The following is a 23,159-nucleotide window of genomic DNA, read 5'->3' as shown; positions in this document are numbered from 1 at the left end:
ATTTGGAATAACCCACCCTTACAAAAGTTAATTCCGTAATTGAAAGCGATTTGAAATAAGGTGTCATGGCCGAGGAATCCGATCAGGAACGAACAGAGGACCCTACCAGTAAACGCCTGAGCGATGCTCGGAAAAAAGGTCAGATTCCGCGTTCCCGCGAATTGAACACTCTTGTTCTTCTGCTGACCGGTTCGGTAGCGATATTCGTCTTTGGCGGCGGCATGGCGCAAAGCCTGTGGCAAATCATGGAGGGAGACTTTCGTCTGAGTCGCCGCGACCTTTTCGATCCTGCGGCGCCGCTTGCCCATCTCGGCCGAGACTTGCTGGCCGCGGGCCAGGTTCTGCTCCCGATCCTCGGTCTTGCCGTTCTGGCTGCCCTGGCCGCTCCCATGGCGCTGGGCGGCTGGAATTTCAGCGGCGAGAACCTGATGCCCAAGCCGGAAAAGCTCAATCCCATGAAGGGCCTGGCTCGCATGGTCTCGGTTCAGGCCCTCGCGGAAGTCGTGAAGTCGGTTCTGAAATTTCTCTTGATCGGTTTTGTGACCGCCGGACTGCTGACGGCTTATTTCGACGATCTCGTCGGTCTCGGCCGCGAGGCTTTGCTTCCGGCGGCGAATCAAACCGCGCGCCTCGTCATGACGTTTATTTTGTGGCTATGCGCTTCGCTGGGGCTGATCGCGATCGTGGACGTGCCCTTTCAGCTCTGGAACCACAAGCGCCAGCTGAAAATGACGCGCCAGGAAGTCAAGGACGAAATGCGCGAAGTCGAAGGCAAACCGGAAGTCAAAAGCCGGATTCGCAGCTTGCAGATGGAGCTGGCGCGGCGCCGAATGATGGACGAGGTGCCGAAGGCCGATGTCATCGTGACCAACCCGACCCATTACGCGGTGGCCCTGAGATACGACCAGGCCGGCATGAAAGCGCCCAAAGTCGTCGCCAAGGGCGCGGACCTGGTGGCGGCCCAAATCCGGAATTTGGCCGTGGGTGCCGGTGTGCCGCTCCTGTCCGCGCCGCCGCTCGCCCGCGCGCTCTATGCGTCCACCGATCTCGACCGCGAAATTCCCGCCGGTCTCTATTTCGCGGTTGCCCAGGTTTTGGCTTACGTCTATCAACTCAAGGCGGCCCGGGTTTTCGGCGGCGACATTCCGACGCCGCCGACCGAATTCAAGATCCCGGAAGAATTCTTGCGCAAGGCTGCCGACGCGTAAGCCGCATACTGCCTGTATTTTTTTTCGGAGGGTCCGGCTCTGCGGCCGGTCGGCACGAAACGTGATTGCCTTCGCTGTCACTGAAGGTTACGCACGGGTTTCGTCATGGCCGCAACAGTTTTGGAACGAATCAAAGTCGCCGGCAAACTCGGCTTGGGCGCTCCTCTCGTCATTCTTCTCATGATGATGATGATGGTGCTGCCGCTGCCACCGTTCATTCTAGATCTGCTGTTCACCTTCAATATCGCGTTTTCGCTGCTGATCCTGCTGGTGACGATTTATACGCTGCGCCCGCTGGATTTCGCCGTGTTTCCGTCGGTCCTGCTGGTCGCCACGCTCCTCCGACTGAGCCTCAACGTGGCCTCGACCCGCGTGGTCCTGCTGGAAGGGCATAAGGGTCCCGACGCGGCCGGCAAGGTGATCGAGGCATTCGGCGAATTCGTGATCGGCGGCAACTACGCCGTGGGTCTGGTGGTGTTCATCATTCTGGTCATCATCAATTTCGTGGTCGTTACCAAGGGCGCCGGGCGCGTGTCGGAAGTCAGCGCACGGTTCACCCTGGATGCGATGCCCGGCAAGCAGATGGCGATCGATGCCGATCTCAATGCCGGTCTTATCAATCAGGATGAAGCCCGGACGAGACGCCAGGAGGTCTCGCGCGAGGCGGACTTCTACGGATCGATGGACGGTGCCAGCAAGTTCGTCCGGGGCGATGCCATAGCCGGCATCCTCATCTTGCTCATCAACGTGGTCGGCGGGCTGATCGTCGGCATGCTGCAGCACGATCTGGCGTTTTCCGAAGCCCTGCACAATTACACGCTGCTGACCATCGGCGACGGTTTGGTGGCTCAGATCCCCTCGCTGTTGCTGTCGGTCGGGTCGGCCATGATCGTGACCCGTGTGTCCAGCAGCAACGAGAACATCGGCGCCCAGTTCAGCGCTCAATTTTTTGCCGATCCGAGGCCTCTTGCGCTTTCCGCCGGCGTGGTCGGACTCTTGGGCCTGATTCCCGGCATGCCGAATCTTGCCTTTTTGCTCCTGGCCGGCGCCATGGGCGCGTCGTCCTATTCCATTTCCAAGCGTCAGCGGCGCGAGCGCGAATTGGCGGAAGCGCGCGTCGCGGCCAGGCCCTCGGCCGCCGCGCCCGAAGTGAAAGAGCTCGGCTGGGACGATGTCGTGCCGGTCGATCTCATCGGGCTGGAAGTGGGCTATCGGCTCATCCCGCTGGTCGACAAGAATCAGGGCGGGCAGCTCATGTCGAAGATTAAGGGCGTGCGCAAGAAGCTGTCCCAGGATCTCGGATTCCTGATCCCCTCGGTGCACATCCGGGACAACCTGGACCTGACTCCCAACGCCTACCGCATCAGCCTGCTCGGCGTCACCGTCGGGGAGGCCGAAGTGTTTCCGGATCGCCTGATGGCCATCAATCCGGGGCGGGTTTACGGAACGCTGAAGGGCGTCGAGGGCAAGGACCCGGCTTTCGGACTGGAGGCCGTCTGGATAGAACCGGATCAGCGCGACCACGCCCAGACGCTCGGTTATACCGTGGTCGATCCCGGTACCGTGGTGGTCACCCATCTCAGCCATTTGTTGCAGTCCCACGCCCACCAGCTGCTCGGACATCAGGAGACGCAGCAGTTACTCGACCTGCTCGCCAAATCGATGCCGCGGCTGGTCGAGGATCTCACGCCGAAAACCCTGCCTCTCAGCGTCATCGTCAAGGTGCTGCAAAACCTTCTTCAGGAGAACGTGCCGATTCGCGATATGCGGACCATCGCCGAAACTTTGGCGGAGTTCGGCGGCAGAAGCCAAGATCCCGGCGTTTTGACGGCGGTGGTGCGTGCCGCACTCGGACGCCTAATCGTCCAGAAAATCAGTGGCATGGAGAAGGAAATCCCGGTTCTGACCCTGGATCCGGACCTGGAACAGTTGTTGCAAAAAATACTTCAAACGGCCGGACACGAGGGCGCCGGCATCGAACCGGGCTTGGCGGAGCAGCTCCACAAATCCTTGGATGAGAAGACGCAGAAGCTGGAAATGGAAGGACATCCCGCCATTCTGCTGGTGTCCTCGCCGGTGCGGCCCTGGTTGGCGCGCTTCGTGCGCCATTCCATCCCTGGGCTCAATGTTTTGGCTTACAACGAGATCCCGGAAGACCGGCAAGTCAGGGTGGTGGCCAGCATCGGCCAGCGCGGTTGAGCCGCCGCGCACAGTCCCGCTGCGCTTGCCGGAGTCGTTAGCAAAGTTTTGGGGACAGCTTCCGAAAGACTAGGACATAGGCATGAAGATCAAACGATATTTCGCACCCGATATTCGTCAAGCGATCCGCATGGTCCGCGAAGAGCAGGGGCCGGACGCCGTGATTTTGTCCAACCGCAAAGTGGATGGCGGGGTGGAGATCGTCGCGGCTCGGGACTTCGACGAGCAGCTGTTATTGGATCGTGCGAAATCGGAGTCGCGCGGCGAATCGGAGACGGGCGACGCCGAACCGGTCGCGAAAGCCGAAACGGATACCCGGCGGCGCGCCGAGGACGCCTTTCGCGAGGCTCTTGGAAAGAGCTCGGCCGCACTGGGAGCCGGTTCGGCAGCGACGAGCCTTCGCAAGCCGGCTCCTTCCGTATCGGGCAAAGATATTCGCACAAATCGCCACCCCGGCAGGGAAGGGGCGAGTACTCCCTGCCGGAATGACAATCTTGGAGCTTGTGTAGATACCCATGCCATATCAGGGCGGAGCGAACAGGGCGGTCCTGCGGTCGAACCCGCTGCCGGAAAGCCGGCTTCCCGGCCCGAGCGAGAATCTTCTGTCGAAGCCGTCGTTTCCCAGCCGGCTCCTGCCAAACCGAGCGTCGATGCCGACGCGCTGAAGGAAATGCAACGGGAACTCAAACAGATGCGGCGCGTGATCGACGCCCATTTGAGTGAAACCGGATGGCAGGCCGCGGCGGGCCGAAATCCGACCCGACTGGATCTCTTGCGTCGTTTCGGCGCGCTCGGGTTCTCCAAGAAACTCAGTCTGGAACTGGCCGAGCGCTTGGGCGGCGTCGCCGACGCCGACGTCGCGTGGCAAGCGAGTCAACATGTCTTGGCACGGCAGATCCCGCTGGCCGAAGACAACCTGCTCGATTACGGCGGCGTCGTCGCCCTGGTCGGGCCTACGGGCGTCGGTAAGACGACGACGATTGCCAAGCTGGCGGCCCGGTTCAGACTCAAGCACGGACCGCGCCAAATCGCGCTGATCACCACCGACAACTACCGCATCGGGGCTCATGAGCAGCTCGGGACTTACGGCCGCATCCTCGACGTACCGGTCCGGGCGGCTTCCAGTATCGAGGATCTGCGTCAGCTGCTGTCGAGTTTCTACGATAAGCGCCTGGTACTCATCGACACCGCCGGCATAGGGCAGCGCGACCGGCGCCTGGCCGAGCAAGCCGCACTGTTCAGCCGCACCGACATGCCCGTCAAATCCTATCTGGTCATGTCCGCGGCCAGCCAGCTACGCGTGATGCAAGAGGCGGTGGAGGCCTTCAAGGTCTTTTCCCCGGAAGCCTGCATTCTGACCAAACTGGACGAAACCGGCCAACTCGGCGCCGCGGTGTCCACGGTGGTGGAGAACCGCTTGCCGGTGTCCTTCGTGTGCGACGGACAGCAGGTCCCGGAAGACCTGCACGTGGCGAGAACTCATCTATTATTAAACCGGTGTTTTGCCGAAAGGTCCGAAGCGGAGACTGTCGGCGCTCCGATGCCTACCTACGAAGACTGGATAGTCCATGCGAATGTTTGATACTGATCAGGCCGACGGAATTCGACGTATGGCACAGCCCAGGCCGGTGCGTGTCTTGGCGGTGAGCAGCGGCAAGGGCGGGGTCGGCAAAACCAATGTCGCCGTCAATCTCGGGGTCAGCCTATCCGAGCTCGGTCGGCACGCGGTTCTGCTGGATGCCGATTTGGGACTCGCAAACGTCGACGTGCTCCTAGGTTTGCAGCCCAAATTCAATCTGTCCCATGTGTTGAGCGGCGAGCGCAGTTTGGACGAAATCCTCGTAGAAGGGCCGTCGGGGCTGAAGATCGTGCCGGCCTCGTCCGGTATTCAGCGCATGTCGGAGCTTACCACTGCGGAACAGGCCGCCGTGATTCGCGCCTTCGGGGAGATGAACCAGGACATCGACGTGCTGCTGGTCGACACGGCAGCGGGTATTTCGGGGGGGGTGGTCAACTTCGCGCGCGCCTGCCAGGACATCATTCTGGTGGTGTGCGACGAGCCTACGTCGCTTACCGACGCTTATGCCTTCATCAAATTGCTGAACCGGGACTACGGCGTTCATCGGTTCCAAATCCTGCCCAATATGGTCCAGGACTATCAACAGGGTCAGGCGTTGTTCGGCAAGCTGTGCCGGGTGACGGACCGCTATCTCGACGTGACGCTCGATCTATTGGGCGTGGTTCCTCGCGACGAGCAATTGAGAAAGGCGGTTCAAAAGCAAACTCCGGTGGTCGTCGCCTATCCGCACAGCAAAGCGGCGCGGGCGTTTCGCGCCTTGGCGCTGAAAATGGATGCCTTGCCGATTTCCGGCCAAGCCAGTGGGCGGCTGGAGTTTTTCGTAGAGCGGATGATTCAGTACCACAGCGCAGCAGCCTTATGAGCGGCATCGCCTTGTACGCATCGGTACAGGCGCCCGGATTGGACGCCATCGTGGGGCAGCACGCGTCACTGGTCAAACGGATTGCCTATCATCTCATGAGCCGGCTGCCGTCCAGCGTGCAAGTGGAGGACTTGATCCAGGCCGGCATGGTGGGCTTGCTGGAAGCAGCCCGCCAGTACGATCACGCTCAGGGCGCGAGTTTCGAAACCTATGCCGGGATCCGGATCCGCGGCGCGATGCTGGATGAGCTGAGGCGCTACGATTGGACGCCGCGCTCGGTTCATCGCAAGGCGCGTGATGTGGCTGAAGCAATGCGTAGCATCGAGGCCAGGACCGGACGCGACGCCCGAGATGCGGAAGTCGCCGAGCATTTGGGACTGTCGCTCTCCGAATACCATCAGGTTCTTCACGATAGTTTGAGCTGTCGCATGTTCAGTTTCGAAGAGTTGTTGGAGGCCGGCGATTCGGCTTTGGACGACTGTGCGGATTCGGCCGCGCCTCCGGTCGAGGTATTGACCCAGTCCGGATTTGCCGAGGCTTTGGCGAACGCGATCGCGGGATTGCCGGAGCGCGAGCGCCTGGTGATTTCGCTCTATTACGAAGAGGAACTCAACCTGCGCGAAATCGGCGAAGTGCTGGGGGTCAGCGAGTCCCGAGTGTGTCAATTGCAAAGCCAGGCCATGTTGCGCCTTAGGGCGAGAATGCAAGGCTGGCTGGATGCGGAGCAATCCGCCGGAGCCCGTTCGAAGGGAAGGCGAAAAGCCGCGCAAGTCTGAGGCCCCGATGAATCGATAATAAAAAATGGTTAACCGGAACGAGGTGAGCGTCCTTGAACAAGAACATGAAAATCCTGGTTGTGGATGACTTTTCCACCATGCGAAGGATCATCAGAAACCTGCTGCGGGAGCTCGGGTTCAACAATATTTTCGAAGCCGACGACGGGCAGAGTGCTCTGCCCAAATTGCAGTCGGGGGGAATCGATTTTCTGATCACCGATTGGAATATGCCCGGAATGACGGGTATCGATCTGCTGCGCGCAGTACGCGCCGATCCGAACCTGGCTCAGTTGCCGGTGTTGATGGTGACCGCCGAGGCGAAGCGGGACCAGATCGTGGAGGCGGCGCAGGCCGGTGTAAACGGCTATGTAATCAAGCCGTTTACCGCGGCCACCCTGCAAGAGAAGATCGAAAAGATCTTCGAACGCCTGGAAGCCTGATCGAACCTTTGGGGGCGGCTAATGATTGACAAGCAACCGTCCGCCGACGGGCGGATCGAACAGGCTCGCGCACTTCTGGCGGCATTGGAGCGCGGCGACGACGAGTCGGCCGACCGTATCCTCGATGATATCGGCCGCGTCCGGGAAACCCTGATGTTTCAGGAAGTCGGCAAGTTGACCCGCCAGCTCCACGACACGCTGGCGAATTTTTCCCTGGACGAAAGAATCGCGGATCTCACGGAGAAAGAAATTCCCGACGCCAAAGAGCGCCTCAACTACGTCATCACCATGACCGAGCAGGCGGCGAACACCACCTTGAATGCAGTCGAATCCATCTTGCCGTTCGCCGAAAGTCTTCGCGAGCAGTCGAACGAACTCAGCGCCCAGTGGCAACGCTTTCGCCAGCGGGAAATGCCTTATGAGGAATTCAAGTCCCTGACTCAAGACCTGGCGCAGTATTTCGACGTTTCCGCGGGGCATTTGCAGACCATTCAGCATAGTCTCACCGAAGTGCTCATGGCGCAGGGATTTCAGGATCTCACCGGCCAGATCATTCGGCGCGTGATCAAGCTCGTTCAGGATCTCGAGCACAGTCTGGTCGAATTGATCCGAATTTCGGGACGGCGCTTCAAGCCCTCCGGCGATAGCGTGCCGGAAACCAAATCGGAACCACTCGGCCCGGCTGTTCCGGGGGTGGACAAGAATACCGTGCAGAATCAAGACGACGTGGACAGTTTGCTGTCGAGTTTGGGTTTCTGAAGGTAAGGCGCAATGGCGATCGATCTCGATGACGAAATCGTTCAGGATTTCTTGGTAGAAGCCGGGGAAATACTGGAAAAGCTCAATGCTCAACTGGTCGAGCTTGAGCAGTCGCCGGACGATTACGATTTATTGAACGCCATTTTTCGCGGCTTTCACACCGTGAAGGGTGGAGCGGGGTTTCTCAATCTTGTCGCCTTGGTCGACGTTTGCCACAACGCCGAAGACGTATTCAACGTGCTTCGACAAGGCGAGCGGCGCGCCGACCCGGCCTTGATGGACGTCATTCTGGAAGTATTGGACGTCGTCAACGCCATGTTTCGGGACATCCGCTCCGGACACGATCCCGAACCGGCCGACCCGTCGCTGATCGATCGGCTGAAAGTTCTCGCCCAGCCGGGAAGCGATTCTACTCTTGTCCCGCCGGCTCCGGCGTCGGTGGAGCCCGAATCCGTTTCGGCGGCCGAACCCGAGAGGCTTCCGTCCGCGGCGAATGTTGTGGAACAGGCGCTCGCGGCGATGCTGGAACCCGGCCAGGACGACGATCCGGCCGAGGCGGAATTCGAACCGTTGCCGGATGCGGCGGAGGAGCCGAGCCGGCCCTCGCCCGTCTCGGCGGTTGACTCGAACGGCTCGACTTCGGATGAAATCACCGAAGAAGAATTCGAGCGTCTGCTGGACGAACTTCACGGAAGGGGCAAGCATGGCGGTGTGCCAGATGCGCCAGCGCTAAACACTCCGAATGCCAAATCGCATGATGACATCACCGAGGAAGAATTCGAGCGCTTGCTGGATGAACTCCATGGCAAGGGCAAGCACACCGGCATGCCGAGCGCCGTGGTTCCCGGGGCGCCGAGACCTGTAGCCGAGAGCGATCGCATCACTGAGGAAGAATTCGATCGCCTGCTGGACGAGCTTCATGGCAAGGGCAAGCATGGCGGTGTACCGAATCAGGAGAGCGCGCGTCCAGCGGCTCTGTCTTCGGCACCTACGGAAGCGCGCAGCGCGACAAGGGAACCGGCCAAGACCGTCAAACCACAGGCGGCCGCGGCAGTTGAAACCACGGTCCGCGTCGATACCCAGCGTCTCGACGAGATCATGAACATGGTCGGCGAGCTGGTCTTGGTTCGCAACCGCTTTCAAACCCTCAAGATCGCGCTCAATGACGAGGAGATTGCCAAAGCGGTCGCCAACCTGGACGTGGTGACCTCGGATCTCCAGCTGTCCGTCATGAAGACGCGCATGCAGCCCATCAAGAAGGTATTCGGCCGCTTTCCCCGCGTGGTGCGGGATTTGGCCAGAAGCCTCAACAAGGAGGTGCAGCTCGAGTTGCGCGGCGAAGAAACCGATCTCGACAAAAATCTTGTCGAGGCCTTGGCAGATCCATTGGTGCATTTGGTTCGCAACGCGGTCGATCACGGCATCGAGACCCCCGGGGAGCGGATCGCAGCGGGTAAGCCGCGCGAGGGCTCGGTCGTTCTGACCGCGTCTCAGGAGGGCAATCATATCGAATTGACCATCGAGGACGACGGCAAAGGCATGGATCCGGACGTGCTCCGGCGCAAGGCCGTGGAAAAGGGACTGATGGACCAGGAGAGCGCCGCCCGCCTGGACGACAAGGATTGTTACAACTTGATTTTCATGCCCGGCTTTTCCACCAAGTCCGAGATTTCCGATATCTCCGGACGAGGTGTCGGCATGGATGTGGTAAAGACCCGAATAGCCCAGATGAACGGCTCGGTAGCCATCGATTCGAGCAAGGGAAAGGGCAGCCGCATCACCATCAAATTGCCGCTGACTTTGGCCATCATGCCGACTTTGATGGTCAAGCTGAACAATCAACCATTCGCTCTTCCGTTGGCGAACGTCGTCGAAATCCTAGACCTCGACCTCACGAAGTCCAATACGGTCGATGGGCAGTTGGTGGTGCTGGTCCGGCAGCGCGCGTTGCCATTGTTTTATCTCAAGGAATGGCTGGTTCCGGGCTACCGGCATGATAGAAATCAGGACGGGAAATGCGGCCATGTAGTGGTGGTGAATGTAGGGGGACGACATGTCGGCTTCGTGGTCGATCATTTGGTCGGACAGGAAGAAGTCGTCATCAAGCCTTTGGGGGCGAAACTCCAAGGGGTATGCGGAATGGCCGGTGCGACGATTACCGGCGACGGAAAAATCGCCCTCATTCTGGATGTACCCGGTTTGATGAAACGGTACGCCTCCTTGCATTAAGCCTAGGACAACTAAGAGGTTTTCATGACAATCAGGGTTTTGGTGGTGGATGACTCGGGCTTCATACGCCGCAGACTGACCGAAATCCTCAACGCCGATGGCGACATGGAGGTCGTAGGAAGCGCCGCCGACGGCGCCGAGGCCGTGCAAAAGGCGGCATCCTTGAATCCGGACGTCATCACCATGGACGTGGATATGCCCGTAATGGATGGTATTACCGCGGTGCGCGAGATCATGAAAGATCGGCCCACGCCGATTCTGATGTTTTCCGCGTCCACCAAAGCGGGCGCCAAGGCTACCTTGGATGCTCTCGAGGCCGGCGCAATGGACTTCATGCCCAAACAATTGCAGGAAATCAGCGGAGACCAGGACTTGGCCAAGCGCATTTTGCGGCGGCGCGTTCGCGATTTGGCCGAGCATGCGGGGAGGCTGAGGCGGCTCCGTCGGCCATCAAGGCCTGTCGCCGCTCCGGTCGTTGCCCGGCCTCCGGCCGCCAAAGCGCAACTTCGGGATTTCCGTTTGCTGGTCATCGCCGCTTCTACCGGCGGTCCGGTGGCTATCCAGAAAGTTCTGACGCAAATTCCGGAGACCGCGTCGGTCCCCATTCTTTTGGTCCAGCACATGCCGGGAAATTTCACCGGCAGCTTTGCCGAACGCCTGGATCAGCTTTGCCGAATTCGGGTCAAGGAGGCCCAGAACGGCGACGAACTGCGACCCGGTGTCGCTCTTCTGGCGCCCGGCGGCTTTCAGTTGGAGCTGAGCGAGCACGGGGCGCGGAAAACCGTCGTCGTTCGGGAGAGCGGAAGCGGGGAACATTTTCGTCCCAGTGCCGATGTCACGTTTAGCTCCATAGCCAAGAACATGCCCGGCAAGGTTCTCGCCATCGTGCTGACCGGCATGGGATCGGACGGAAAGCTCGGAGCGGAAAAATTGAAAGCCAAGGGCGCGGCCATCTGGGCCCAGAACGAGCAGAGCTGCGTCGTTTACGGCATGCCGAAAGCGATCGTCGAAGCTAACCTGGCCGATTGCATCTACGATCTCGATGAAATGGCCGGCGAATTGAAGAATCTTTAGGCATGGACCCTTTAAGCATTATCGGAGTCACTCTCGGGCTCGCCGCCGTTCTAGGCGGCAATTGGCTCGAGGGTGGGCATATCCAGTCACTGCTGAACGGCCCGGCGATAGTGATCGTGTTCGGCGGTACGCTGGGTGCGACCATGCTGCAGACGCCGCCGGCAGCGTTTTTCTATGCCGTCAAAATGCTCAAATGGGTCTTCATGACGCCGCCGATAGATCATAAGGAACAAATCAAGAAAATCGTCAGCTGGAGTGCCTTGGCGCGGCGGGAAGGCCTGCTCGGCTTAGAGACCTTCATCAGCGCCGAGAAAGAACCGCTGGCGAAGAAAGGGCTTCAGTTGCTGGTCGACGGCAACGAGCCCGAGGCCATAAGGGACAGCTTGGAGGTGGAAATATACGCTCGCCAGCAGCGGGATTTGGGCGCGGCCAAGGTATACGAGGCGATGGGCGGCTACGCGCCGACCGTGGGAATCATCGGCGCGGTCATGGGGTTGATTCACGTGATGCAGAATTTGTCCGACCCCAGCAAGCTGGGGAGCGGCATCGCGACGGCATTCGTGGCGACGATTTACGGCGTCGGTCTCGCCAATTTGATCGTTCTTCCCATCGCCAACAAACTGAAATCCCGAGCACAGGCCAATAACCAGGCGCGGGAACTGATTCTGGAAGGAATCATTTCGATCGCGGAAGGCGAGAACCCGCGGAATATCGAAATGAAGCTGACCGGTTTCCTAGACGGATGACTAACGTATGTCGCGGCGGAAGCATTCGGAAGAAGAGCATGTGAACCTGGAGCGCTGGCTGGTTTCCTATGCCGATTTCATTACGCTTTTGTTTGCGTTTTTTGTCGTCATGTATGCAATTTCTTCGGTCAACGAAGGCAAGTATCGGGTGTTGTCGGAGTCGCTTTCCGCGGTGTTCAAGGAGCCGGGGAAGGAGCACAACCTCGGGCATACGCTGGAGCCGATTCAATTCGGCCAGTTGAAGAAAGGACAAGACCTTTTGGGCGAACCCGCGGCGTCGGACGGTTCGGCATCGTCCCAGGACAAGACTCGGCCGATGCCGGAGAATCTCGATGCGGAATACGCCCAGCTCGAGAGCCTGGCGGATCAGATCGAAGCGGCTTTATCGCCGTATATTCAGGACGATTTAGTTGCCGTCAAACGCCATGAGCTGTGGGTGGAGGTCGAAATGAAGAGCGGGATGTTTTTCTCCAGCGGCAAAGCCGAACTTTCTAAGGAATCGCTGCCCATACTTTACCGAATGTCCGAAATTTTCCGCGAAATCGACAACACCATTCACGTCGAGGGTCATACCGATAATCTGCCGATCAACACTCCCGAATTTCCTTCCAACTGGGCCTTGTCGTCCGCCCGCGCCGCAGTGGTGGTCAACCAATTGATGAGCAACGGCATCGATCCGCGCCGCATGGCGGCGATAGGCTACGGCGAGCATCATCCGATTGCCGACAACAGGACGGAGGAAGGACGCTACCAAAATCGGAGAGTGGTCATCGTTCTGATGTCCCACGGAGCGGCTCGTTACAAGCTTTCTTCCGGGGACCGAATTGAGGATTTCGGCGCTTCGCAAAAGCCGGTGTCTACGGAAGCGCCCATCACTCCGACGGAGGTTTCGAAGCCATGAGAATCTGGGCCGTATCCAACCAGAAAGGCGGCGTCGGCAAGACCACGACAGTCGTTACCTTGGGGGGGATTCTCGCGTCGCGGGGGTACCGAACTTTATTGATCGATCTCGATCCGCACGGTTCGCTGACCAGCTATTTCCGAATGAACCCGGATCAAATCGATGTCAGCGTCTACAACCTGTTTCAAGACGCAATTGCCAAGAAAAGCTTGCTTCCGGGTCCTTATATCGCCTCTACGGATTTCGAAGGGCTGTCGGTACTGCCGGCCTCGACCGCTATCGCGACCGTAGAGCGGCAGGGGGGCGCCGGCGGCATGGGGCTGGTAATTGCCAATAGTCTGGCAGCCGTTCGGAAGCAGTACGATTTCGTGCTGATCGACAGCCCACCCATGCTGGGTGTGCTGATGGTGAACGCACTAGCCGCCTGCGAACATTTGTTCATTCCGGTGCTGTCCGAGTTTCTCGCGCTCAAAGGGCTGGAGCGCATGCTGCACACCCTGGAAATGATCGGTAAGTCTCGGAAAACGCGATTGGATTACACGGTCGTTCCCACTTTGTTCGATCGGCGTACCCGCGCGTCGATACAAACCCTCAGGGTGATGCGCGAGCGTTATGGGGATCAGGTCTGGGATTCCGTGATTCCGGTCGATACCCAGGTGCGGGAAGCGAGCGACGCCGGAATTCCGCTGTCTTATTACATGCCCAAGGCCAAGGCTGTCATCGCCTACACCGAACTGCTCGAGCATATGTTGTCGCAAAATCGATCACGCTCGGTCGAGCCGGCTCTGGCAACCGCATGAAAGCCGATCGCCTAGCCCGAAGCACTACGGGATGGCAGGATCAAGTACTCCTTTTCTATCTGCGGAACCTGCTGAATCAAACCTACGGCCAGTCGGAAGCATTGCCGGCCGAGCGCACGGATTCCGACTCGGTAGCGGCATCCCAGCCCGTCCTGTCTGCTCCCGCGGCTTTGCCCGACTGGGCGCAATCGGAATTTCAAGTGGTTTATTTTCGAATCGGTCATACGGTTCTTGCCGCGCCGTTGACCGAGGTGAGGAGAATCGAACGCCTTGACGATTCGACGCGAGTGACGGTCTTGCCGGGAAAGCCAGATTGGTTTCAAGGGCTGACCCGATTTCAGGGCGAGATCATTCAACTGGCGGACACGGAGCTTCTCATAGGCGGCAAGCGTTCCATCTCCTTAGAAGATTCCCATCGTCATGCCTTATTACTTAATGAAGGGCGGTGGGGGTTGGTGTGCGGCGAGATCGTCGATATGGTCCGGCTGCGCGAAAGCGATGTCCTCTGGCGCGTAAACCGATCCCGGCGAGCATGGGCGGCCGGCACGATTATCGATCGCTTATGCGTGCTGGTGGATCCGCACAGCCTGATTCCGGCCGGCCGATCCAAAAATCTGAGAGTTTTACGATAATGCTAGAGGCGAGAGGGTAATATGAGCGAAGCGTTGGCAAGACGCAGCGACCCGGTGAATCAGTGGGTCACATTCCGTTTGGGCGAAGAAACTTACGGCATCAACGTAATGCAGGTACAGGAGGTGCTGCGTGTCACCGAAATTGCGCCGGTTCCGGGAGCGCCGGATTATGTGGTGGGTATCATCAATTTGCGCGGAAACGTGGTGACGGTAATCGATACCCGGCGGCGCTTCGGGCTGCCTCCCAAGCAGCCGGACGATGCGTCGAGGATCGTCATTATCGAGGCGGACGATCAAGTCATCGGTATTTTGGTCGATAGTGTCGCGGAGGTGGTCGAACTCAGAGCCTCCGAAATCGAATCGGCTCCCAGCGTCGGCAATGAAGAAAGCGCCCGATACATTCAGGGCGTGACGAGTCATAATGGCGACTTGCTGATTCTGGTCGACCTGAATCAGTTCTTGAACGACGAAGACAAGGCGCAGCTCGATCTGCTTTGATCCCGCCCACCCTGGGAGGGAGAGCTTTTTCGAAGAATGGCGAGATAGGGTTATGGTCGAGATTCATCCCGTCGAACACGTCGGACCTTTGCCGGCGGCGAACAAGGTCAAAGGCGACGAGAATCGCAAACAGCAAAAGCCCGATTCACAAGAAAAGAAAAAACCGGGACCGGCGAGTGATGATTCGCTGCCCCATATCGATGAATACGCCTGATGGATTGGCATCTCCCCTATTTTATTCTGGTCGGGCTGATCGTCGCGTTGGTGGCGGGAATGCTCATGCTGACCCGTGCTTGCCTGGCCCTCAGGCGCGATTATGCAACGCTGGGCGCACGGCTCGTACAGCAGCAAAACGACTTGATCGGGCTGTCGGCAGCCGCCGTGCAAGTGGATCGGCGTATGCTGGATCAAGAACGCCGGCTTCGAGAGTGCGACGAGAGACTGGCGTCGCTCTCGTCGCAGGATACCGGCTACCAATCCTATCGAGCTGCAATCGAAAGACTTAAGGACGGCGTCGCTCCCCAGGAGCTGGTGTCCCAGTTGGGCCTTTCCCTATCCGAGGCAAACTTGCTGGCGCATCTTTATGCGCAGCGACAGGGTCAATAAGTCGAGCCGGCTGTCGAGAACGATTCTCACGCTTCTGAATCGAATACCAGGAGCTCGATTCGAAGATTATGTGTTGCTCAGACGCAAAAACGTAGCGCGATCGCAACTAAGCGTAGCGTTCTGATTGGCGTTTTATGATATAGTCGCGACGATTTCGATTTCGGACTTATGGGAAAGACAATGTTTCTTCAATTTTTCCTGGGATTGTTTCTAATTGCTTTGGCTCCGTTGTCCGTTGCAGCGGAGGCCCCTACGGAAGCCAAGAAAACCGTAGACTTGCTCAACAACACGTTAATTGACGTTATGAAGGATGCGAAACAATTGGGATATCAAGGACGTTACAAAAAGCTAGAGCCGGTGGTCAAGCAAGTGTTCGAGTTCGAGGCTGTTTCCCAGATCGCGCTTGGAAATCACTGGAAGAAACTGGATAAAGAACAGAAAAAGGCTTTTATTGAGAAGTTGACCGATCTAAGTATTGCCACTTATGCCGCTCAGTTTAACGGCTACTCGGGGGAAGAATTCAAATACGATTCCGCCCAAGACATGAAGAGCGATCGCGTGCTGCTACGCTACTTTCTTACTTCGCCGGATGAAAAGCCCATCAAGTTCGAATACATCGTGAACCAGTTCGGCGGGCAGTGGCACATCATCAATATCATCGTGGACGGTATCAGCGATTTGGCGCTCAAGAAGGCCCAATATACCAGTGTCATCGACCGCGAGGGATTCGACAGTCTTCTGAACAAACTGTCCCAAAAGATCGCCGATTACTCGAGTAATAATGCGACGTCCGGATAATGAGGCGCCGCCGCAGGCCGTGCAAATGCGTTCGAGGCGGTTCTTTCTTATCTTGGATTACAGTTCGTAACAAAAAATGCCCGTCACGTGAGTGGCGGGCATTTTCGTTTGTCCCTAAGGCGTTTCAGCCACGCAACTAGAATAGAGTGCTTTTCCTGTTTCGGCTTCAGAACAACGGTTCTCGGTAGACCAGCAATATCGCGCCGATCAGGAACATCGCCACGATGGATATAAATCCCGCAATCTTTCCGTCCACATACCCGCCGTAACTCACGTTGGGTTCCGCCAAGCGCAGTTCCAGCCAGCGCCCGCTCGCCATGATCACGGCCAGGAGCCCCATTGCGGTGTGCGTGGACTGGATGAGGTATTCGCTTTTCAGCTCGAACTCCGCATGGGCATGGGTGAGCAGCAAAATGCCGCCGAACGCGCACAAGACCGGGAACGTATAGCGTAATCGGTCGGCGTTCCGATTGGCGCGCGCGCGCATCTCCATAACCCCCAATGCGAAAGCCAGAAGGGTGGCGATACGATGCTGGAACACCTCGCCGTTGCCGAAGGTGCTTTCCCAAAAGCCGATCGGGCCTAAGGGCCAAGTCTCGGCGTCGCTACGGAAGAAGAGAAAAATGCTCAATCCTACGAAGCCCAGCGGCCAATACCTCGCCCATTCGAACCGCCTGTAGTAGGAAAGCATGGCGACCAATCCCATCAAGGTCAGGAAGACTCCGGACACGTTGTGATTGTAATCCGACCATTCCGTGGCCGCGGGTGAGGGAACTTTGTCGACCACCGCCACACGCCCCGGCTCACCGGCCAGGAGTTGCTCGTGCGTGGGCGAGGTCAGGCGCGGCATGCGCGGGGTGAACATCTCGGCGACTTCGGAGACGGTCGCGGACAGTTCCTTGATGTCTTCCGAAGGCGGTTGCGAGGACAGGGTGGCGGCGATGAAAAGTATCCCTACCAGTATGAAGGTCTCGGCCTCGATGTAATGCGGAACCTTGTTATTCAGTCCTTCGGTTTGGCGGTGTCTCAACCACTGCCGACCGGCCCGGTGATTCAGATAGGCGAAGCCGAGCGCGACCATGAGAAGAACGACTTTGGTGACGACCAGGCTGCCGTAACCGGTGCCGAAAAGGCCATCCCAGCTGCCGACGTAAGTCCAGGCCAGGGGAAGCCCGGTCAACAGAAGAACGACGACGGAACTGACGCCGAGCAGCGCGAAACGGGTGATCGCGATGGGCCATAGTGCTTTTGCCTCTTGAGATTCCCGGCTCATGTGCCAGAGCGACAAAAGTTGCGCAACGCCGCCGAACCACACGGCCGCCGCAAACTGGTGGAGAACGGTCATGGTCATGAGCTGCTCCCGATATTCGAAGCGGCCCACGCCATGCACCAGCCAGGCGCCGGCAATCACCATGGGAATCATCGAAATCGCAGCGAGATTCCACAAAAACCGCTTATCCGGTATTTGGCGCAACTGGCCGGCGATGTAGATCAGACCCAAGGCAAGCAGGAAACGTATCAAACCGGCCTGGAACTGAACGGTGCCCATATAAGCGTCGGCCGGAAAATCGCCCAAGACCGATGCCAGAACCACGGCTTTGATGATCAATTTGAGCCCTTGGGTGATAGCTAGGGCGATGGCGCCGGCGCGCAGCAAGCTAACGGCTCGGCGGACCACGGATTCATGCGCGGCGAATCCGGGCGACCATACTCTGAGGATAAACGCACTCCAGAGCAGGCTCCCCACTACTAACGCGTAGCTGATCAAAATCAGCCCGCCGAGGAAATCATCGATGAAATTGGCCAAACCTTGCATGTACATAGGGGTTACCGCGGTTCAGAGACGTGGAAACGAATGACATTTTCCGTGAAGTGTCCATCCGCAGCGAATACCTTGTATTTCAAGGCATATTCGCCTGGCGTCAGTGCGGGCACCTGGATGCGCATCTCGCCCGGTTTCTTGCCTTTTTCGATTTGTACCGGATGGAAGACATCGCCTTTGCTGACCAGAAAAACTCGGGACAAAGGCAATTCCACATTGGAATTGAAAAAGAGTACTACCGTCGTCGCGTGATTCGGCTGAATCGGGTTTTGGGTCAGAGAGGATTCGGTGACGACGGCGTGCGCCCAAGGCCGTTGGCCATAGGCCAGCAGCAAAGACATGGAAAACAGCAAAACGGCAAATTTACGGCTGCGAGAAGAGAGTGGTTGGTGCATGGTGGTGCCGGTGTTGGTCGTGGATGATGGAAATCAGCCCGCTTTGGACTTAAGTGCATGGCTGGTAAGGTTTTTCCCAAGGTCCCAGATGGCTCCGGGAACCTTGTGGCAATCGGCGATGACATCGTCGAGAGCAGTGAGGACCCACTGCGTATCGTTTTCGTTAATCACCAACGGAGGGAGAAACTTCACCACGTTCATGCCATGCCCGGCGACTTGGCTCAAGATACGATGGTTCTTGAACAGCGGAATCGTGATCATTTGGCTAAACAGCCCTTTATTGGCGGTTTCCAGGAGGTTCCATGCGGCCTTTAAGGAGAAGCTCTTGGGAGAGCCGAACTCCAGAGCGATCATCAGTCCCTTTCCGCGGACTTCCTGGAATAACTCGTACTTGTCGACCAGGTTCTGCATTCCGGCCAGAAGTTTTTCCCCGAGATGTTCGGCATTCTCCAGCAGCTTTTCATCATCGATGACCTTGAGTGCAGCGAGCCCCGCCGCCATGGCCATATTGTTCTTGGAGAAGGTTGAACCATGAACTACGGCGCGATCCATACGGCTGAAGACGGCATCCATGATGCTCTTGGTCATCGCCACGGCGCCCACCGGGATGAAACCACCGGACAGTGCCTTCGCCATCAGAATCATGTCGGGTTTCACGCCCCAGTGCTCGATAGCCCAAAACTTGCCGGTGCGGCCGATGCCGGTTTGGATCTCGTCGGCGACAAAAAGCGTTCCGTATTTGGCGCACAAGCGAGCCGCTTCCGGCAGGTAGTCGTCGCTCGGCAGGTTGACGCCTTTTCCCTGGATCGGCTCGACGATAAAGGCCGCGACATCTTTGTTGCGCAAGGCCTCGTCCAAAGCCTTGATGTCATTGAACGGAACCGTGACGCATTCCGGCAACAAAGGACCGAAACCTTCGCGGAAAATCTTTTCGCCGTTCAGTGAAAGCGCGCCCATGGTGAGGCCGTGGAACCCGTGATCACAGTAGACGATTTTTTCCCGCCTGGTCGTATAGCGGCTGAATTTGATCGCCGCTTCGACGGCTTCCGCACCGGAATTGCAAAAGAACATCTTGCTGAGATTGTCCGGGCAGCGCTTCAGAATTTGCTCCGCGAGGAGACCGCTCAGCACGGATACGTCCATCTGTACCATGTCTGGCAATTCGCTTTGCAGTACGTCCTGAAGCGCCTGAATGATCTCGGGATGATTGCGGCCTAGGGCAAACACGCCGAAGCCGCTCAAGAGATCCAAATATTCGTTATTCTGATCGTCATAAAGATACGGGCCACGGGCTCTGGTGTAGATGCGGTCATAGCCGATGGCCTTGAGCACCCGCACCATTTGGGTATTCAAGTAATTTTCGTGGAGTTCGAAGTTCTTGCCGCGATGGGTGGCCAGCAAATCCGCAATGTAGGTGGACATCAAGACCTCGGGAATTATCTAGGGCTAAAAAGACGCTCGAATTTTACACGGATCAACGCCGGTGGGAGACTCTCAGCGTACTGAAGGCGGGCAGCACGACCAACGCGCAGATCAGGGTGAGCATGAGGCCGATGGTCAGGATCATTCCCATGCTGGCGGTGCCTTGATGAGCGGTAAAGGCTAGGCTGCCGAAGCTGAATACGGTCGTCAGCGAGCCGTAGAATATTCCTTGTGCTTCGCTGGTACTGAGCAGGTTTTCATCGTTCGAATGCAGATAGTGTAGACGGTGTGCCATGTGAATGCCGTTGTCGACTCCCAGACCGAAAAGCAAGGGCAGGGCGATGATATTGGCGAAGTTGAACGGGATATCGAACAGCACCGTCGAGGCGGCGGTAAATAGGGACGCCAGCAGCAGCGGCAGCAGGACCAACAGCGTGTCCTTCAGATTTCGTACGATCAGCAGCAACAGGATCGTGGTGGCGACGAAGGCAATGCCGAACGCTTGCTGAAAGGCGTTGATGGCCTCGTTCATGGATTCGAGATAAGCGACCGGCACGTCGGTTACATTCTTGTCGACTTTTTGCGCCTCAAGGATGAATTCGCGCAAGTTCTCGAGATCGTTCAAGTCTTTATTCGGGAAGATTTGTAGACGGTACAGTCCGTCGGCGCTGACCCAGCGATTTTTCAGGTCGGGAGGTAAGGTCCCCATGGAAATCGGATGGGCCTGAAGGCTTTCGCGAAGATTGGCGATGGTAGCCGGAAGCGGGCCTAAAATGCTGTCCTGAAGCCGGCCGAGCATCGCTTGACGCGTGCTTTCGTCGGCGGTTTCCAGGCGGGCGTGCAACTGCGTCAGAGCTTCGTCCAAGGCTTTGATTACGCCGTTTTCACCTGCCGCAGCACGGTCCCGCAACACCTGATGAAAATTCTCGATGACCTGGGGATCGACTTTCTCTCGCGTGGACGGGGGGAAGCTCTCGAGTTGAGGACCCATGATGAGCGACAAATCGCTGATAATCGCGAGCTTATCGTCCTGATTCTCCGGAATGAAGTCGAAAATGCTGACAACCTTGTCGACTGTTGGCAAGGACTCGAATGCGGCTTTCTTGGCTTTGACCTCGGCTTCGCTCCGTGCCAGGGAAGCCAATGTCATGGGGGAGGTGTCTTCGAATTGCAGCAGATATTTAAAGGTCTTGACCGATTCCGTATTGGGATCGCGCAGGTTGATCGGATTGAAGTCCACGGTGACGTCACAGAGGAGACCCACGGAGATCAAGCCAAGAACAACCGTGGCCGTGCGAATCGATGGGGCATAGCGGATCGGCCAGTTCGAGGACAGGAACGATGCGCCTTTCTTTTCCTTGCGCCGACGTGGCGGCCTCAAGGGCATGATCTTCAACAGCGCCGGCAGTATGGTGAAGGTCGTCGCCAGAGCGATGAACATGCTGGTGCCGGCGATAATACCGAGTTCCGCGACTCCGGAGTAGTTGGTGGGGATGAAGGCATAGAGGCCGGTTGCCGCGGTGATGGAGCAGAGAACGAGCGAGGAGCCGGTGGATGTCAAGGTTTCCCGCAACGCTTCCCGTTGGGAGACGCCGCGCAGGACCAATTCCCGGTAACGCAGACAGAAATGGGAGGAATACGCATCGCCCATGCCGATGAACAAGACTGCGAAGCCGATGGAGATCAGATTGAGCTGGCCGATGGCGACGGTAGCGAAACCGAGCGAAAAAATCAGCCCCATGGTCAACGCGACGAAAGTGGCGAACATCAGCTTGAAGGATCGGTAAGCGACCCACAAGGTGGCGGACACGAGAATAAGGGATGCGACGCTGGCGATCGAAACCCCGGTTCCGACGGTCTGCATTTCCTCGTGCTCCAGCACCACCTCGCCGGTTTTGCGGACGCTGACATCGGCAAGATCGCCCTGCAGTACTTCTGCCAAAACTTTATCGATAGCCCCGATTGCTTTTTCGGCGGGCAGCAATTCCTCGAAATTGAGGACCGGCGTGATATTAATAAACCGCTTGGTGACCCCGAGCCCCTCATCTCGGGTGAGCATCAATTGCTGCCACGACAGCCGGTAGGGCTTGCCTTCGCTCGTTGCAACGACCGCCTCGCGAATTTTCTCTAGCAAAGGATTCAGTTCGATTTCGAAGCCTTCTTCCGAAGCCTTCAAGGCCTCGCCCAAGATATCGAGGAGACCGCCGAGACTGTTGTTTTCGGAAATCCGGCCGATAAAAGGTTGGGCATTTGCGAGTTGGGCGGACAAATCCTCCAATTCTTCCAAATCCAAATATAACAAGCCGTTCCTAGCGAAAAATTCTCCCTCGTCCGGAATATGGACCGACTTGATTTCGGTCCTATTTTGTCTGAGTTTCTCGCCGATCAGTTTGACGGCGTCGGCGGTTTCCTCCGGCGTTTTTCCCTCGACCAGGAGAATGATGGTACTGACATCCTGAGGGAATGCTTTTTCCAGCTTGATGCGGTTTTTCTGGAATGGCAGCTCCGTCGAAATCATGTCCGCCGTGTTCGTGTCGAACTTCAGGTTCTCCATGGTGTACTGGAGCGTAAAGCCGGAGGCGATCAGGAACAGCAATGTGACTAACCACGGCCGGTTGAGGAAGTTTTCTTCCCACCAGTGGACGACACGAATAAAAAGGTTCTCGGCGGTTCTGCTCATCGACGTTTTAGTTGCGAGAATTAACGGTCGGCGGACGGCGTAAGAGAGATGTCGGTTCTCAAAAGATGCGCCGTTCGGCGAAGTGTATTTGCGGCTGCGTAAAAAGCCTTCCCCAGTCGGGCCAAGGCAACGAATTCGGCAGGATGAGCCAAGGCATATCTCAGGAGCTTCGGAATGTTGACGTCGCCGCGTTCATCTACGGCGACGGCCACGGAGTTGGGAAGGTTCATGCATGCCGGATCGGCGATGGCTCTAACTGCTAGAAAAGGTACGCCCCGGGTGTTTGCGACCGAGGCTACGGAGGCGCTTTCCATATCGAGTGCAACTGCGCCTTTGCTGGCATGAAGTTCTCGTTTTTCCGCCGCGTTCGCGACGACCTTGGGGCTTCCCAGCAGAAGGCCCGTCGTGACCGGCAGCATCGGGGCTAAGGCTTGCCGAACCCGGTCGTGCCATTCGGGGCAGACCGCATGCTCGATGCCGTCCGGGCTTAAGATTCGATCGGGCAATACCAGATCGCCTGCATTCATGGAACCGTCGAGGGCCGCCGCACAGCCCCAGCTGATTAAGGCATCGACCTTGTGTTCGAGAAGTCGGAATGCGGCACTGCGCGCATGATTCGGACCGGAGCCGGAGACGACCAACCGATGACCGTCCGGCAGTTCCAGCAGGTCGTCAAAGCAGACGCGCTGCCGGACGAGGGTACGAGCCTCGGCCGGCAGCGCAATCACAAACC

The 23,159-nt window shown here is 57.8% G+C and carries 22 protein-coding genes; 17 read left to right on the top strand and 5 right to left on the bottom strand.

All coding sequences use genetic code 11. The annotated features are described in order from the left end of the window. The first annotated feature begins 65 nt into the window (after positions 1 to 65). The 17 genes from flhB (at position 66) to ACWJJK_RS18165 (ending at position 16,107) form a co-directional block, all read left to right on the top strand. Positions 66 to 1,208, top strand: a complete 1,143-nt coding sequence (flhB, locus tag ACWJJK_RS18245) for a flagellar biosynthesis protein FlhB (protein ID WP_347258354.1) — start codon at positions 66 to 68, stop codon at positions 1,206 to 1,208. Positions 1,209 to 1,313: 105 nt separating this feature from the next. Beyond that, the gene (gene flhA / locus ACWJJK_RS18240; RefSeq protein ID WP_086135000.1) at positions 1,314 to 3,407 is read left to right on the top strand and encodes a flagellar biosynthesis protein FlhA; all 2,094 of its coding nucleotides are present in this window, start codon (positions 1,314 to 1,316) and stop codon (positions 3,405 to 3,407) included. Positions 3,408 to 3,489: 82 nt separating this feature from the next. Further along, a complete protein-coding gene (gene flhF, locus ACWJJK_RS18235) occupies positions 3,490 to 4,989 on the top strand; it encodes a flagellar biosynthesis protein FlhF (RefSeq protein WP_077730356.1) in 1,500 nt (499 codons plus the stop codon). A 28-nt stretch (positions 4,990 to 5,017) separates the two neighbouring features. After that, complete coding sequence (locus tag ACWJJK_RS18230) at positions 5,018 to 5,848, top strand: MinD/ParA family protein (RefSeq protein WP_077730357.1); 831 nt, start codon at positions 5,018 to 5,020, stop codon at positions 5,846 to 5,848. After that, the gene (locus ACWJJK_RS18225; protein WP_077730358.1) at positions 5,845 to 6,624 is read left to right on the top strand and encodes an RNA polymerase sigma factor FliA; all 780 of its coding nucleotides are present in this window, start codon (positions 5,845 to 5,847) and stop codon (positions 6,622 to 6,624) included. The genes ACWJJK_RS18230 and ACWJJK_RS18225 overlap by 4 nt, the downstream gene beginning before the upstream one ends. A gap of 53 nt (positions 6,625 to 6,677) precedes the next feature. Continuing rightward, positions 6,678 to 7,064, top strand: coding sequence for a chemotaxis response regulator CheY (gene cheY / locus ACWJJK_RS18220; protein WP_077730359.1), 387 nt, complete (start codon positions 6,678 to 6,680; stop codon positions 7,062 to 7,064). Positions 7,065 to 7,085: 21 nt separating this feature from the next. Continuing rightward, positions 7,086 to 7,823 (top strand): protein phosphatase CheZ, encoded by a 738-nt coding sequence (locus ACWJJK_RS18215; protein ID WP_454128345.1) that lies wholly within the window; start codon positions 7,086 to 7,088, stop codon positions 7,821 to 7,823. Between the two features lie 12 nt (positions 7,824 to 7,835). Continuing rightward, the gene (locus ACWJJK_RS18210; protein ID WP_454128344.1) at positions 7,836 to 10,052 is read left to right on the top strand and encodes a chemotaxis protein CheW; all 2,217 of its coding nucleotides are present in this window, start codon (positions 7,836 to 7,838) and stop codon (positions 10,050 to 10,052) included. 24 nt (positions 10,053 to 10,076) lie between these two features. Beyond that, positions 10,077 to 11,126: a protein-glutamate methylesterase/protein-glutamine glutaminase gene (locus ACWJJK_RS18205; RefSeq protein WP_086134996.1), complete on the top strand. Its 1,050-nt coding sequence runs from the start codon at positions 10,077 to 10,079 to the stop codon at positions 11,124 to 11,126. A gap of 2 nt (positions 11,127 to 11,128) precedes the next feature. Beyond that, positions 11,129 to 11,872 (top strand): flagellar motor protein, encoded by a 744-nt coding sequence (locus tag ACWJJK_RS18200; RefSeq protein WP_077730363.1) that lies wholly within the window; start codon positions 11,129 to 11,131, stop codon positions 11,870 to 11,872. A 7-nt stretch (positions 11,873 to 11,879) separates the two neighbouring features. Beyond that, positions 11,880 to 12,773 carry a flagellar motor protein MotD gene (gene motD, locus ACWJJK_RS18195; RefSeq protein ID WP_077730364.1) on the top strand — a complete coding sequence of 298 codons (894 nt, stop codon included), beginning with the start codon at positions 11,880 to 11,882 and terminating at the stop codon, positions 12,771 to 12,773. Then, entirely contained in the window at positions 12,770 to 13,573 is an 804-nt protein-coding gene (locus ACWJJK_RS18190) for a ParA family protein (protein ID WP_077730365.1), read from the top strand. The genes motD and ACWJJK_RS18190 overlap by 4 nt, the downstream gene beginning before the upstream one ends. Continuing rightward, complete coding sequence (locus ACWJJK_RS18185; protein WP_454128343.1) at positions 13,570 to 14,205, top strand: chemotaxis protein CheW; 636 nt, start codon at positions 13,570 to 13,572, stop codon at positions 14,203 to 14,205. The genes ACWJJK_RS18190 and ACWJJK_RS18185 overlap by 4 nt, the downstream gene beginning before the upstream one ends. A 21-nt stretch (positions 14,206 to 14,226) precedes the next feature. Then, positions 14,227 to 14,703, top strand: a complete 477-nt coding sequence (locus ACWJJK_RS18180; protein WP_086134993.1) for a chemotaxis protein CheW — start codon at positions 14,227 to 14,229, stop codon at positions 14,701 to 14,703. 52 nt (positions 14,704 to 14,755) lie between these two features. Then, on the top strand, positions 14,756 to 14,917 hold the full coding sequence (locus tag ACWJJK_RS18175) for a hypothetical protein (protein WP_156879648.1): 162 nt from the start codon (positions 14,756 to 14,758) through the stop codon (positions 14,915 to 14,917). Then, positions 14,917 to 15,309: a DUF2802 domain-containing protein gene (locus ACWJJK_RS18170; RefSeq protein WP_086134992.1), complete on the top strand. Its 393-nt coding sequence runs from the start codon at positions 14,917 to 14,919 to the stop codon at positions 15,307 to 15,309. The genes ACWJJK_RS18175 and ACWJJK_RS18170 overlap by 1 nt, the downstream gene beginning before the upstream one ends. Positions 15,310 to 15,489: 180 nt before the next feature. Continuing rightward, positions 15,490 to 16,107 carry an HpnM family protein gene (locus ACWJJK_RS18165; RefSeq protein ID WP_077730369.1) on the top strand — a complete coding sequence of 206 codons (618 nt, stop codon included), beginning with the start codon at positions 15,490 to 15,492 and terminating at the stop codon, positions 16,105 to 16,107. 166 nt (positions 16,108 to 16,273) lie between these two features. Here ACWJJK_RS18165 and ACWJJK_RS18160 read toward each other — a convergent pair whose 3' ends face one another. From ACWJJK_RS18160 to ACWJJK_RS18140, 5 genes are read right to left on the bottom strand one after another with little or no spacing between them, the layout of a single operon-like run. Further along, the gene (locus ACWJJK_RS18160; RefSeq protein WP_454128342.1) at positions 16,274 to 17,929 is read right to left on the bottom strand and encodes a copper resistance D family protein; all 1,656 of its coding nucleotides are present in this window, start codon (positions 17,927 to 17,929) and stop codon (positions 16,274 to 16,276) included. Positions 17,930 to 17,934: 5 nt separating this feature from the next. Beyond that, entirely contained in the window at positions 17,935 to 18,324 is a 390-nt protein-coding gene (locus ACWJJK_RS18155; RefSeq protein WP_240502511.1) for a copper resistance CopC family protein, read from the bottom strand. 33 nt (positions 18,325 to 18,357) lie between these two features. Continuing rightward, positions 18,358 to 19,746, bottom strand: a complete 1,389-nt coding sequence (locus tag ACWJJK_RS18150; protein WP_077730372.1) for an aspartate aminotransferase family protein — start codon at positions 19,744 to 19,746, stop codon at positions 18,358 to 18,360. Positions 19,747 to 19,798: 52 nt separating this feature from the next. After that, complete coding sequence (locus ACWJJK_RS18145) at positions 19,799 to 22,426, bottom strand: MMPL family transporter (RefSeq protein ID WP_077730373.1); 2,628 nt, start codon at positions 22,424 to 22,426, stop codon at positions 19,799 to 19,801. 20 nt (positions 22,427 to 22,446) lie between these two features. Then, positions 22,447 to 23,154 (bottom strand): phosphorylase family protein, encoded by a 708-nt coding sequence (locus tag ACWJJK_RS18140; RefSeq protein WP_454128341.1) that lies wholly within the window; start codon positions 23,152 to 23,154, stop codon positions 22,447 to 22,449. Positions 23,155 to 23,159: the final 5 nt, after the last annotated feature.

The sequence above is a fragment of the Methylocaldum gracile genome (assembly GCF_053646815.1).
The sequence above is the reverse complement of the archived record's forward strand: the minus strand, read 5'-3'. Positions and strand labels throughout refer to the sequence as shown.

What these genes read in the sequence shown, in the direction of transcription:
- flhF (WP_077730356.1), top strand. Translation starts at nt 3,490, where the DNA reads ATGAAGATCAAACGATATTTCGCACCCGATATTCGTCAAGCGATCCGC.
- ACWJJK_RS18200 (WP_077730363.1), top strand. Translation starts at nt 11,129, where the DNA reads ATGGACCCTTTAAGCATTATCGGAGTCACTCTCGGGCTCGCCGCCGTT.
- ACWJJK_RS18145 (WP_077730373.1), bottom strand. Translation starts at nt 22,426, where the DNA reads ATGAGCAGAACCGCCGAGAACCTTTTTATTCGTGTCGTCCACTGGTGG.
- ACWJJK_RS18190 (WP_077730365.1), top strand. Translation starts at nt 12,770, where the DNA reads ATGAGAATCTGGGCCGTATCCAACCAGAAAGGCGGCGTCGGCAAGACC.
- ACWJJK_RS18230 (WP_077730357.1), top strand. Translation starts at nt 5,018, where the DNA reads ATGGCACAGCCCAGGCCGGTGCGTGTCTTGGCGGTGAGCAGCGGCAAG.
- flhA (WP_086135000.1), top strand. Translation starts at nt 1,314, where the DNA reads ATGGCCGCAACAGTTTTGGAACGAATCAAAGTCGCCGGCAAACTCGGC.
- ACWJJK_RS18165 (WP_077730369.1), top strand. Translation starts at nt 15,490, where the DNA reads ATGTTTCTTCAATTTTTCCTGGGATTGTTTCTAATTGCTTTGGCTCCG.
- ACWJJK_RS18175 (WP_156879648.1), top strand. Translation starts at nt 14,756, where the DNA reads ATGGTCGAGATTCATCCCGTCGAACACGTCGGACCTTTGCCGGCGGCG.
- ACWJJK_RS18185 (WP_454128343.1), top strand. Translation starts at nt 13,570, where the DNA reads ATGAAAGCCGATCGCCTAGCCCGAAGCACTACGGGATGGCAGGATCAA.
- ACWJJK_RS18155 (WP_240502511.1), bottom strand. Translation starts at nt 18,324, where the DNA reads ATGCACCAACCACTCTCTTCTCGCAGCCGTAAATTTGCCGTTTTGCTG.
- ACWJJK_RS18180 (WP_086134993.1), top strand. Translation starts at nt 14,227, where the DNA reads ATGAGCGAAGCGTTGGCAAGACGCAGCGACCCGGTGAATCAGTGGGTC.
- ACWJJK_RS18170 (WP_086134992.1), top strand. Translation starts at nt 14,917, where the DNA reads ATGGATTGGCATCTCCCCTATTTTATTCTGGTCGGGCTGATCGTCGCG.
- motD (WP_077730364.1), top strand. Translation starts at nt 11,880, where the DNA reads ATGTCGCGGCGGAAGCATTCGGAAGAAGAGCATGTGAACCTGGAGCGC.
- ACWJJK_RS18215 (WP_454128345.1), top strand. Translation starts at nt 7,086, where the DNA reads ATGATTGACAAGCAACCGTCCGCCGACGGGCGGATCGAACAGGCTCGC.
- ACWJJK_RS18210 (WP_454128344.1), top strand. Translation starts at nt 7,836, where the DNA reads ATGGCGATCGATCTCGATGACGAAATCGTTCAGGATTTCTTGGTAGAA.
- flhB (WP_347258354.1), top strand. Translation starts at nt 66, where the DNA reads ATGGCCGAGGAATCCGATCAGGAACGAACAGAGGACCCTACCAGTAAA.
- ACWJJK_RS18225 (WP_077730358.1), top strand. Translation starts at nt 5,845, where the DNA reads ATGAGCGGCATCGCCTTGTACGCATCGGTACAGGCGCCCGGATTGGAC.
- ACWJJK_RS18160 (WP_454128342.1), bottom strand. Translation starts at nt 17,929, where the DNA reads ATGTACATGCAAGGTTTGGCCAATTTCATCGATGATTTCCTCGGCGGG.
- ACWJJK_RS18150 (WP_077730372.1), bottom strand. Translation starts at nt 19,746, where the DNA reads ATGTCCACCTACATTGCGGATTTGCTGGCCACCCATCGCGGCAAGAAC.
- ACWJJK_RS18205 (WP_086134996.1), top strand. Translation starts at nt 10,077, where the DNA reads ATGACAATCAGGGTTTTGGTGGTGGATGACTCGGGCTTCATACGCCGC.